Source organism: Brucella cytisi, assembly GCF_038433355.1.
Lineage (GTDB): Bacteria > Pseudomonadota > Alphaproteobacteria > Rhizobiales > Rhizobiaceae > Brucella > Brucella cytisi.
Window position 1 is genome coordinate 69,382 of sequence record NZ_JBCAUP010000027.1, and the last position, 11,932, is coordinate 81,313.

Genomic DNA, 11,932 nt, shown 5'->3' on the forward strand with positions numbered 1-11,932 from the left:
GCGACCTCCTTGAAAAGACGGATATCCGCTTTCCACATTCCAACTCGCCGCACGCCCTCCCCCTTATCTTTATGGGGTGCGTGGCCATTCGCGTAAAACCGCCCCGCCGAGCAAACGACGGGGCGAACCTTGTTATTCAGCCCAATAGGCTTGCGTCAGGTCGTCAGCCGGAATCGGCATGTTCTTCCACAGACCCTTCACATTCTTGTTCCACACACCGATTTTCGGCAGTGCATAGAGGAAGATATTCGGCTCGTCGGCAGCAAGTTTTTCCTGCAGCTTCTTCACGAGTTCGAGCTGTTCCTCATCGCTACCGGCCTCGGCATAGGCCTTGTAGAGCGCCTTATATTCCGGGTTGTTATAGTTGAAGTAGTATTTGTCGCGGGCGTAGATATCGAGATCGCGTGCTTCAGTGTGCGCGATAATCGTCGCATCGAAATCCGACCGCTTGAACACCTGATCCAGCCATTGCGCAAATTCGATCGGCACGAGATTGGCCTGAATGCCAACTTCCGCCAGCATGGCCGCAATGATCTCGCCGCCGCGGCGCGCATAAGCCGGAGGTGGAAGCGTGATGGTGATCGATGTGCCAGCCGGCACGCCAGCCTCTTCCAGCAACTGCTTCGCTTTGGCCGGATCATACGGATAGGTTTCCGACAGATCGACATAGCCCGGATCGACCGGCGCATAATGCGAGCCAATGGGCGTGCCGAAACCTGAATAAACGCCTTCGATCAGCGTCTTGCTGTCGATGGCATGAGCCAGCGCCTGACGCACCTTCACATTATCGAAAGGCGCCTTGGCATTGTTGAGCGACAGCAGCACCTTGCCTGCCGTATCGCCCACTTCGACCTGCAGCTTGTCGTCGCTCTTGAAGCGGCTGATCAGCTCAGGCGCCTGGAACATCGGGAACACGTCGATGTCACCGGCGAGGATGGCAGCCGCTGCAGCCGACGGATCGCTGACGAAGCGGAATGTGACGGCAGAGAGCTTTGCAGGCTCACCCCAGTAATCCGCGTTGCGTTCCAGCTCGACGCGGTCGCCCTGCACCCAGCGCTTGAACTTGAACGGACCGGTGCCGACCGGCTTGGTCTTGTTGTCGCCAGCCGAATTCGGTGCGATCATCACCGCATCGCCCCAGCCCATATTGAACAGGAAGTTCGAGGTCGGGCGCTTCAGCGTGACAACGGCGGTCGCCGGGTCAGGACATTGCGTGCTTTCAATCGGCGCGAACAGGCCCTTCTGCGCATTGGTGGAATCCGGAGCCACTGCGCGTTCATAGGAGAACTTCACGACCGAGCAGTCAAACGGTGTGCCGTCGTGAAACTTCACGCCCTGACGCAGCTTGAACGTATAGGTTTTCTTGTCGTCGGAGACGGTCCAGCTTTCAGCCAGAAGCGGCTTCACCGTGCCGTCTTCGACAATGCGCACCAGACCTTCATAAAGGTTGGCATAGGTAACCTGCCGGATACCAGCAGCAGCATTCGCCGTCGGATCGAGGCCCGGCGGTTCCAGCACTTCGCCAACCACCAGCGTATCTTTTGCAAATGCACCGTTGATCGATGCCAGCATCGCGGCTGTTATCAGCCCGGCTTTCAGCAGTTTACCCATTGTTCCTCTTTGGCTCCCCTCGTCTCTTTTTTTAAATCGAACGCCCACCATCCACGTCGAGCGCAACCCCGGTAATCATAGAGGCAGCGGGCGAGCAAAGGAAAGCCGCAGCTTCAGCCAGATCGTCGGGTTTCAACAGGCGGCCCATCGGGATGGAATCGCGGAATTTTTTACGGATTTCCTCGGTGTCTTCGCCCATGAAGGTGGTGAGAAGCGGCGTTTCACCGGCAACCGGGTTCAGCGCCACGACGCGAATCTTTGCTGGAGCAAGCTCGATAGCCAGCGCCTTGGTCACGGAAACGACCCAGCCCTTGGTGGCATTGTACCAGGCGAGGTTCGGACGCGGGCGCCCAGCGCCGGTCGAAGCGACGTTCAGAATAACGCCTTCGCCATTGCCCTTGAAATGCGGAATGAGCTTGCGCGTCATGAGATAAACGCCGCGCACATTGACGCCGAGAATGCGGTCGAATTCTTCCGGCTCAACCAGTTCGGCATTTTGCGGCTTGTGACCGATACCGGCATTGTTGATGAGGATATCGACCTTGCCGAATTTCGACAGAGCGGCTTCCACTGCTGCATCGACATCAGATTCCTTGGAAATATCGGCAGCAACGGCCAGTGCCGCATCGCCGATTTCGCCTGCGACGCGCTCGGCTCCCGCCTTGTCGCGGTCAACGATGACGACTTTCGCGCCGCCTGAGGCAAAGCGCTTTGCCATGCCTTCGCCAAACCCCGAACCTGCTCCCGTGATGAGCGCGACCTTACCTTCAAGCGACACTGTAATTCTCCCGAATGCTATTTTCAGCCGTGATACACGGAAATTGTCTTCAGCGAGGCAAATCCGTAAAGCGCCTCAAAACCCTTTTCGCGGCCATGGCCGGATTTCTTGACGCCGCCGAATGGCAGTTCGATACCGCCGCCAGCGCCGTAATTATTGATGAACACCTGACCGGCATGGATGGCATGCGCGAGGCGGAACTGACGTCCGCCGTCATTGGTCCAGATGCCGCAAACGAGACCATAGGATGTGCCATTGGCAATCGCGATGGCTTCTTCTTCGGTATCGAACGGCAGGATGACCTGCACCGGGCCGAAGATTTCCTCCTGCGCCAGACGATGATCGGCAGGCACGTCGCGGATCAGCGTCGGCAACACATAGGCCCCGCCTTCCGGCGCGTCTTCGGCCAGCACGCCTTGCGCGGCAATGGCCAGACCGCTTTCCTGCGCCAGTTCGAGATAGGTTTCGACAATCGCCTTCTGGCGCTGCGACACCACCGGACCAACCGACGGATCGGCACTGGCAGGGCCGACTTTCAGCGCACGGTAGCGTTCGCACATGCGCGCCACGACATCTTCATAAATGCTACGCTCGACGAGAATGCGCGACGCAGCCGAGCAGGTCTGACCGGCATTCTGGATACCGGCATTGACCAGAAACGGCAAAGCGCGATCGAGATCGGCATCGGCGAAAACGATCTGCGGCGATTTTCCGCCAAGTTCCAGCGTCACCGGCACGGTGTTCTTTGCCGCTGCTGCCTGTACCGCTTCACCCGTGCGCACCGACCCCGTAAACGAGATATGGTTGACATCGGGATGTTCGGAAAGCGCTGCACCCGCTTCCGCGCCAAGCCCGGTCACCACATTGAGCGCGCCGACCGGCAGACCAGCCTTTTCGGCAATCTTCGCAAATTCCAGTATGGTCAGGCAGGCTTCCTCGGCAGGCTTGACCACGGCTGCATTGCCCATGGCCAGCGCTGCGCCAAGGCTGCGACCCAGAATCTGCATCGGATAGTTCCACGGAATGATATGCCCCGTGACCCCATGCGGCTCATAGATCGACAGAACCGTAAAGCCGTTCTGATAGGGCAGCGTGTCGCCATGCACCTTGTCGGCGGAAGCGCCGTAAAACTCGAGATAACGCGCCAGCGCCACCACATCGGCGCGGGCCTGAGTGATCGGCTTGCCGACATCTTTCGATTCCAGATCGGTCAGGAGATCAATGTTCTTCAGCACTTCTTCCGACATGCGGTGCAGCACACGACCGCGCTCGGTCGCCGTCAGCTTGCCCCAATCGCCGGAAAACGCGCTACGGGCCGCAGCCACCGCCAGATCGATATCAGCCTTGGTGCCGCGCGCAATCAGCGCAAGATCGCTGCCGTCGGAAGGATTTCGGAGCGTGATATGCTCGCCGCCAACGGCATCCTGCCATTCGCCTGCGATGAAATTGCCATAACGGAGCAAGCCGGCTCCTCCCGTCTTGTTCTCATGTTTCATTTTCATTCTCCCGAAGAGGCATTTCCGCCTCCAGTCTCGCGGTTGTGGCGCGAATATGCGCCCGCGCCAGCCGCTCGGCTTCCTCCCCATCGCGCGAAGCGATGGCTTCGACAATTGCACCATGTTCGCGGATTGCATCGCGCGCCCTGTCGACGGACAACGAGAACGAAGGCGCAAAAACCTGCGATGTCATCCGCAGAAGTGGCACGAAGGCGATCAGCGACGCGTTGCCCGCCGTGTTCATCACCGCCATATGAAAATCGACATTTGACTGGGTGTAGGCTTTCGGGTCCCATGGATCGACGACCGTGCCCTGCCCCGCAACATGCGCACGCAGTTTTGCAATATCCGCATCGCTCGCCCGCTCAGCGGCAAAGCGCGCGGCCACACCGTCCAGCACTTCGCGCACGGCATAGGCATCGATCAGGCGGGTGAGATCGGCGGAAGCGACACGCACCCCCCGACCTGGCAGGTGAATGACGAGCCCGTCACGCTCCAGAACGCGCAAGGCTTCACGCAAGGGCGTCCGGCTGATGCCGAACTCAGCCGCTATATGTTCCTGCCTGAGTATCGCGCCCGGCGCATAGTCACCAGCATAGATTCGCTCACGAAGTGCCTCTGCCACTTCGTCCAGCAAACGGGTCTGACTGCGCCATTCAAAAGCCGCCAATAGAAAAGCCTCCCAACTTTTCTGGACACAATATCCTGGATACAAAATCAGTCAATCTGAAAACGGATGTGCTTTTCAGAAACTAAACAGAATGAAAGACCGGAAATTTCGTGAAAGGCACTCGAAACGATACAATCAATCAGAGCAAGCAATTGTCGAGGGAGAGCACAGGTCGGCGGCCTGTCTGAAACCTTCTCAGTCTCCGACAATCTCCGCCAGCATTTCGGCAAGCTGACGGATCTGGTCGGGGCCGTTGTCCATGTGCCGGATGACGATTTCCATCGGCTCGACGGACGGCAATCCTGCTGCGGCAGGCACCACCTGATGACCGGGAAGCGCAACACGCGTCGGCAGCAGGCTGACACCCAGCCCCTCGGCGACCGCACTTTGAATACTCACCAGACTGGAGCTGGTGAAAACCACGTGCCAGCGCCTGCCCACCCGATCGAGAGCCTCCATCATGTCGCTGCGATAAAGCCCGTTGGGTGGGAACACGACGAGCGGCAGCGGATCAACATGGGAAATAGAAAAATCGGCGCTATCGAGCCAGGACAGCGGCTCCGGCCAGTGCATGGTCCCAACCGTTTCGCCACGTTTTTGTTTCACCATGACAAGGTCAAACTCACCGGTTTCGAAACCTTTCTGCAAATCGCGGCTGAGACCGCTCGTCACCTCAAGTTTCGTATTGGGATGTGTGCGCATGAAACGCGCCAACGCAGGCGTAACCAGCCGTGAGGCAAAATCTTCCGGCAGGCCGAGGCGGAACACGGCAGCAAGTGCTGTGCCAGTCATCGCAGCTGCCGCCTCATCATGCAGATGCAGGATACGGCGCGCATAGCCCAGCAGCTTTTCGCCTGCATCCGTCGGGCGCACATCATGCCGGGCACGTTCCAGAAGCGCCTGTCCAACAGCTTCCTCCAGCCGTATGATCTTCTGGCTTATGGTCGATTGGGTCGAGTGCAGCTGCAAGGCCGCAGCCGTAAAACTACGGCTGTCGACAACAGCCACAAAGGCCCGCAAAAGATCGAGATTGAAAGAAGTATTCATAAACCCACTGGATATCAGTTCAACATTTAATTTCCAAATATGACACCTTGCTTGTATGAACGCAACAAGCAGGAGAACCAGCCGATGCGTCAAACAATATTCAGCTTGAGTGCCTTGGCATTGATTGCAGGGACGATAGTTATGACCGAACCGACATTGCCGGGCCACCACGCCGCAGCCCAAGCCGAAACTTCTCTTCTTCAGGCCGCAACATCTGGCGATCTGGCTGCGGTCAATGCAGCCATCAAAGCCGGAGCGGACCTCGAAGCGCGCGGCAAGAATGGCGAGACGGCGCTTCTGGCGGCCACCCATGCCAATCATGTCGATGTCGCCCGTGCACTCATTGATGCTGGCGCTGACGTCAATGCCAAGGATGCCATCAAGGACAGCCCCTATCTTTATGCTGGCGCGCGCGGACACCTCGAAATCCTCAAGATGACGCTTGCGCACGGTGCGGACCTGAAGAGCACCAATCGCTATGGCGGAACTGCACTCATTCCCGCTTCCGAACGGGGGCATGTCGAAACGGTGCGCACGCTGATCGCGGCTGGCGTCAAGGTCGATCACGTCAACAATCTTGGCTGGACGGCGCTCCTCGAAGCCATCATGCTCGGCGACGGTGGCCAGCACCACGTCGATATCGTGAAGCTTCTCATCGACGCCGGTGCCGACGTCAATCTGGCAGATAAGGACGGCATCACGCCGCTTCAGCATGCCCGCAGCCGCGGCTATGCGCCCATGGTGACCATGCTGGAAAAGGCTGGCGCGAAATGAGCAACGACAGCACATATCTCGATCAGGCCATAAGGCTCGCCTTCTACAATGTCGAACAAGGCGGACGCCCGTTCGGCGCCGTGGTCGTCAAGGGCGGCAAGGTCATCGCCACAGGCGTCAATCGCATGCAGGCCGATTGCGATCCGACCGCCCATGCCGAATTGCTGGCACTGCGCGCGGCGGGCAAGACGTTGCAATCGCCACGGCTCGACGGCTGTGAAGTCTATGCCAGCGGCCAGCCCTGCCCCATGTGCTTTGCCGCGATGCGCATGGCCGGTATTGAAAAAATCCGCTTCGCCTATTCCAATGAGCAGGCCGAAACCTTCGGCCTTTCAACCGCAAAAATCGCCGTTGAACTCGCCAAGCCTCTCGACGCACAGAACGGCATCAGTTTCGAACATTCCCCGCCGGAAAACGATCCTGAACTCTACCAAGTATGGGAAAGCAAGAAGAAGACTGGCACCTGAAACATGCAGACTACCATCCATCCGGCGACCGGCAGCAAGAACACAGCAAGCCTCGCCCTCATCGCGCTCGTCGTCTTGATCGGCCTCAACCTGCGTCCGTTCCTGACCGCGCCGGGGCCGGTGCTTTCGGATATCGCGGCCGATACCGGCATGGGTTTCGGTGGGCTGTCCCTGCTCACCTTCCTGCCAATGATGCTGATGGGGCTTGGCGCTTTCGCGGCTCCGCGTATCCAGTCGCTGTTCGGCACCCGGCGCAGCATGTTCGCAGCACTTGCCATTCTTGCGGCAGGCTCCCTCCTGCGCGGCTTCGTGCCGGATGGCGTTTCGCTGGTGCTAACCGCCGTTCTGTGCGGTGCTGGCGTTGCAATGATTCAGGCCTTGATGCCCGGCCTCATCAAAGCCAATTTCCCGTCGAGCATTGCCACCGTAACAGGGCTCTATTCTGCCATGATCATGGGGGGCGGAGCTCTCGGCGCGCGGCTGACACCATGGCTTGCGGGCAGCCAGCATAACTGGCGCTTCGCCCTTGCCGTCCTTGCAATCCCCGCCGTCCTGGCTTTGCTGACGGCACTGCCCATTCTCCGCGAGACGTCATCGTCGGGCAAAAAATCCGGAATAACCGGGCACCTGCTGCGGCGCCCCCGCACCTGGGTGCTGATGGCTGCCTTCGGTCTCGTCAATGCGGGCTACTCGTCCATGGTCGCCTGGCTCGCGCCCTATTATCAATCGCTGGGTCTTGCTGCCTCCACCACCGGCAATCTCGTCGCGGCGATGGCTGTTGCACAGGCGCTAGCGGCTTTCGGACTGCCGCTCGTCGCGCGCCACAGTACCGACCGCCGCCCGTGGCTGCTGTTGACATTGGCTATGCAGGCAATTGGCTTCGCAGGCCTTGCCTTGGCACCCCAGCTTTCGCCTTTCTTCTGGTCTGCGATCTGCGGCGCAGGTCTCGGCGGCAGCTTCGCACTCGCCATGATTACATCACTCGATCACCTGCCCAAACCGGAAGAAGCAGGCGCACTGGCTGCCATGATGCAGGGCGGTGGCTTTCTGACCGCGGCTCTCGGTCCCGTCGCGACCGCTTTCCTGCATGGCCTGACCGGTTCGTTTGCTTCCGGCTGGATCATGCACCTCGTTCTGGTCGCGAGCATCTGCCCGCTCTATCTGAGCTTCAATCCGCACAAGTATGCGCATGTCATGAAACTGCCGGTTCAGGCGGAAAGTGGCACACAATAGCGTTACTCGGCCAGTTTATGGCCCGAAAACAGTTTTCGTCCGGCAATTTTCGGCTAGATAACTTGCCGACCTTCCCAATAGGGTTAAGGTTACAGGAAACCTGTTTTTATTTGTGGCATTTGAAGCGGTTCCGGCGAACGTGGAAGCGCCAGCCATATTAATCCGAATACTGGTCATAATATGAAGCACGAAACCGCGATCCATCAAGGCACGTCCGCCGCTCCGGACGGTTTGCCTAAGCCGAGAATCTATTGGGCATGGGCAACCCTGATGGTGGGCCTGACGCTTGCCGTCATCGATGGCACCATCGCAAATGTCGCCCTCCCGACGATTGCCACCGATTTTTCGGCTGGTCCTGCAGCCTCGATCTGGATCGTCAACGGCTATCAGCTTGCAATTGTGGTCACCCTGCTTCCGCTTGCAGCACTTGGCGAAATCTATGGCTACAGGCGTGTCTATCTTGGCGGCGTGGCATTGTTCACCGTCGCTTCCGTCGCCTGCGTTTTCTCACGCTCACTGGAAGCGCTCACTTTCGCCCGCATCATACAGGGACTGGGTGCAGCAGGCCTGATGAGCGTCAACACCGCCCTTTTGCGCTATACGGTGCCGCAGGCAAAATTCGGTACAGCCATCGGCCTCAATGCACTCTTCGTCGCCGTTTCATCGACCATCGGGCCGACGCTTGCCGGTGTCATGCTCTCGTCCCTGAGCTGGCCGTGGCTTTTCGTCATCAATATTCCACTCGGCATTGCTGCCGTCGTGATGGGCCTCAAAAGCCTGCCCGAGAATGAGCGCTCCGCACGCAAATTCGACGTGGTCAGCGCCATCCTGTCAGCGCTCACCTTCGGTCTTCTGATCACAACCATCGACAGTGCAGGCAACGAAATCGGTTCCTTCGTCGTGCTGTTGCAGGCGGTGGGCTGCGTAACCGCGGCTGTTCTCCTCACACGGCGGTCGCTACGCATGGCCGATCCGCTGCTGCCGCTCGACCTCTTGCGCATTCCCGTCTTTACGCTTTCCATCTGTACTTCGATCATGTCGTTTCTGGCGCAGATGATGGCATTCATCTCGCTGCCGTTCCTCTTTCAGGTCGTCTTTGGCTTCAGGCCGATCGAGGTTGGTTTCCTGATGATGCCCTGGCCCATTGCGCTTGCCATGGTCGCGCCGCTTTCGGGCAAACTGTCCGACAAACACTCACCGGCGATTCTGGGCCTGTTTGGGCTCATCATATTCGCCATCGGCCTTGCTCTGGTGGGCATGTTGCCGGAACATCCATCGATACCGGATATATGCTGGCGCATGGCAATTTGCGGAATTGGTTTCGGCCTCTTTCAGGCACCGAACAATCGCATGATGATTACCTCGACGCCGCGCTCACGCAGCGGGGCCGCCAGCGGCATGCTGGGCACGGCGCGCCTTCTCGGCCAATCGCTGGGGGCGGCTTTCGTCGCCTTTCTGCTGTCGCAATGGGGCGTGGAAGGAACACCCTATATTCTCTTCTTCGCATCCGGCTTCGCACTGTTTGCCTCGCTGATCAGCGTCACACGCCTCGGGCGTTGACTTCATCCACAGCTTTGGAGGGAACCGGAAAATATCTTGCACAAAGAAGCAAATTTCCCTGTTGCAATCTCCGGAGCGTTGGTCCATATAGCGCCTGCCTGACGGAAATGAACGGTTTCCGGAATGACTGGCGCGAGCGGGTGTAGCTCAGGGGTAGAGCACAACCTTGCCAAGGTTGGGGTCGAGGGTTCGAATCCCTTCGCCCGCTCCAGTTTTTCTCCAGATCAGGTTTTACGAAGGCTGCCGACAGGCGGCCTTTCGTGTTTCAGGGCAGTATTTCTGGAAATGGACTATTGCTAGAGCAGCTTGAACGGCAGGCCTGAAACGAGCACCTTTATATAGCGTTTCTTCTGAAAATAGCCGTTGAGTGAAATACGCGGAATCGCTGCGGCTGGCATAACACCTGTTTGCTGCAGCACACCGGGCTGGGTGGTCACCCCGACATCGAACCCGCCTTCTGAAACCGCCCTGATCTCGCGTTCGCCAACGGCCGCCTTCCATCCATATGGATAGGCAAAGGATCGCGGCCTATAACCAGCATAGCGTTCTACTGATTCGGTCGAGTCAGCGATTTCCTTGGCCAGTCTTTCGTCATCGACACGACATAAATTGACATGAGTGACCGTGTGGGCGCCAAGATGCACAAGCGGGTCCACCGCAAGAGCACGCAATTCCGATGGGTTCATCACCGATTCATCGACAAGCGAAATTGCGTCGATCCCGACCGTTTGTGCAGCTGCGTCTATGCGAGCTACTGCCTCATCTTCATCGAAACACTGCATGAACTGCACAAGCTGGGCAAAGGCCGCTGATTTCTGGGCCGGAGTTGCTGCGCGCACATCGAGAACACCGCCGCCAAAGTCGAACTGGAAACTGTCGGCCTCCGTCACCAGAGCCGCAATGGTCCGCCACCACATGGATCGCTTGCGTTCCACGAAACCCGTCGTGATGAAAATCGTGTAGGGAATGCTGTATCTGGCAAACACAGGGGCCGCGAAGTCTGCATTGTTCCGATAACCATCGTCCAGCGTGAAGGCGACATATTTCCGGGTGCTGCCTTGTTCGGAAAGCAGCCTCGGCAAGTCATGCAAATGCACCGGCACAAGGCCCGCTTCCAATGCCGCTTCTATCGCCATTTCAAGCGTTTGCGGCGTAATCGAAAGAATGGCGTTGGGGTCTGACCGATCTGTCGCATCTTCCGGTTTGACGTGATGCATCGTGAAGACGACACCGCGCCCACCGGCAGAAGGGAAAAGCACCGACGCACCGGAAAAGGCAATAGCCTCCAGCCCCGCACGGATCAGCGGATATTTCAAACTGCCCTTAATAGACCGCAGCGACATCTTCTCGAATATACTTCCCCAGAAGGCCAGACTTGGCGCGGGATCGTGCGCCAGCCGTGAACCCTACTCGCCTATAGCAATTTCATCTCGCCACGTGAATTGCTTTCGCCGCATCTTATTCCTAGAGCGTTTCCGTTTTTCTCTGAATCGAATGCGCTTCCCAAATCAGTTTTGTTCTGATTCACTGATGCTGGCTGGATGGAGGCCAGCGTTGGATGACCGCACCGATATCGAATGATCTTCGAGAGCGCGTTATTGCCGCCGTGCTGAGTGGCGAAAGCGTTCGTTCAGTGGCGACGCGGTTTGAAATTGCCGCATCTTCAGTCGTAAAATGGTCCCAGCGCCATCGTGCGACCGGATCGGTTCATCCCGGCAAGATGGGCGGCCACCGCAAGCGGATACTCGAACCGCATCGTGATATCATTGTGCAACGGCTCGCCGAGAACCCACACCTGACACTCCATGGCCTGAAGGCGGCGTTGACCGAGCGGGGTATTTCCGTCTCGCACAATACGATCTGGGAATTCATTCGCAGTGAAGGGCTGCGCTTCAAAAAAAACACTATTCGCCCTTGAGCAAGCTCGTGCCGACGTCGCTCGCAAAAGACAGCGCTGGAAGACCCTGCAAAATCACCTTGATCCCGAACGGCTGGTCTTCATTGATGAGACCTGGATCAAGACCAACATGTCGCCGATCAGAGGCTGGGGTCCAAAAGGCAAGCGACTGCGGGCATTTGCACCGCATGGCCACTGGCGCACGCTGACATTCCTGGGCGCTTTGAGAAACGATCAGCTTACAGCACCCTGTGTCTTCGACGGACCGATGAACGGCCAGTGTTTCCGCGCCTATGTCGAGCAGCAGTTGGTCCCGGTGCTCAAGCCAGGCGACATTGTCGTCATGGACAATCTCGGCAGCCATAAGTCGGCAACCATCCGTCAATTGATCAAAGCCGC

General features: G+C 58.2%; 10 protein-coding genes, 1 tRNA gene and 1 pseudogene. 6 read left to right on the forward strand and 6 right to left on the reverse strand.

What is annotated here, in order from left to right:
- Positions 1 to 132: 132 nt before the first annotated feature.
- From AAE521_RS21670 to AAE521_RS21690, 5 genes are all read right to left on the reverse strand, one after another.
- Positions 133 to 1,611, reverse strand: coding sequence for an ABC transporter substrate-binding protein (locus AAE521_RS21670; RefSeq protein WP_342062415.1), 1,479 nt, complete (start codon positions 1,609 to 1,611; stop codon positions 133 to 135).
- A 31-nt stretch (positions 1,612 to 1,642) separates the two neighbouring features.
- On the reverse strand, positions 1,643 to 2,389 hold the full coding sequence (locus AAE521_RS21675) for an SDR family oxidoreductase (protein WP_071632505.1): 747 nt from the start codon (positions 2,387 to 2,389) through the stop codon (positions 1,643 to 1,645).
- 23 nt (positions 2,390 to 2,412) lie between these two features.
- Positions 2,413 to 3,885, reverse strand: coding sequence for an aldehyde dehydrogenase family protein (locus tag AAE521_RS21680; RefSeq protein WP_342062416.1), 1,473 nt, complete (start codon positions 3,883 to 3,885; stop codon positions 2,413 to 2,415).
- Positions 3,875 to 4,555: a GntR family transcriptional regulator gene (locus AAE521_RS21685; RefSeq protein WP_010659363.1), complete on the reverse strand. Its 681-nt coding sequence runs from the start codon at positions 4,553 to 4,555 to the stop codon at positions 3,875 to 3,877. Before AAE521_RS21685 ends, AAE521_RS21680 begins: the two co-directional genes overlap by 11 nt.
- A gap of 195 nt (positions 4,556 to 4,750) precedes the next feature.
- Complete coding sequence (locus AAE521_RS21690; protein WP_071632503.1) at positions 4,751 to 5,602, reverse strand: LysR family transcriptional regulator; 852 nt, start codon at positions 5,600 to 5,602, stop codon at positions 4,751 to 4,753.
- 141 nt (positions 5,603 to 5,743) lie between these two features.
- On the opposite strand from AAE521_RS21690, the gene AAE521_RS21695 reads away from it, so the two are divergent.
- From AAE521_RS21695 to AAE521_RS21715, 5 genes are all read left to right on the forward strand, one after another.
- Positions 5,744 to 6,376: an ankyrin repeat domain-containing protein gene (locus AAE521_RS21695; protein WP_235817658.1), complete on the forward strand. Its 633-nt coding sequence runs from the start codon at positions 5,744 to 5,746 to the stop codon at positions 6,374 to 6,376.
- Positions 6,373 to 6,843, forward strand: coding sequence for a nucleoside deaminase (locus AAE521_RS21700; protein WP_342062417.1), 471 nt, complete (start codon positions 6,373 to 6,375; stop codon positions 6,841 to 6,843). Before AAE521_RS21695 ends, AAE521_RS21700 begins: the two co-directional genes overlap by 4 nt.
- A gap of 3 nt (positions 6,844 to 6,846) precedes the next feature.
- Positions 6,847 to 8,076 (forward strand): cyanate transporter, encoded by a 1,230-nt coding sequence (locus AAE521_RS21705; RefSeq protein WP_071632500.1) that lies wholly within the window; start codon positions 6,847 to 6,849, stop codon positions 8,074 to 8,076.
- A 180-nt stretch (positions 8,077 to 8,256) separates the two neighbouring features.
- On the forward strand, positions 8,257 to 9,636 hold the full coding sequence (locus AAE521_RS21710) for an MFS transporter (protein ID WP_342062418.1): 1,380 nt from the start codon (positions 8,257 to 8,259) through the stop codon (positions 9,634 to 9,636).
- Between the two features lie 136 nt (positions 9,637 to 9,772).
- Positions 9,773 to 9,847 (forward strand) — tRNA-Gly (locus AAE521_RS21715).
- Positions 9,848 to 9,932: 85 nt separating this feature from the next.
- Here AAE521_RS21715 and AAE521_RS21720 read toward each other — a convergent pair.
- A complete protein-coding gene (locus tag AAE521_RS21720) occupies positions 9,933 to 10,979 on the reverse strand; it encodes a polysaccharide deacetylase family protein (protein WP_342062419.1) in 1,047 nt (348 codons plus the stop codon).
- A gap of 215 nt (positions 10,980 to 11,194) precedes the next feature.
- On the opposite strand from AAE521_RS21720, the pseudogene AAE521_RS21725 reads away from it, so the two are divergent.
- Positions 11,195 to 11,932, forward strand: a pseudogene (locus AAE521_RS21725) (IS630 family transposase); the annotation flags it as partial.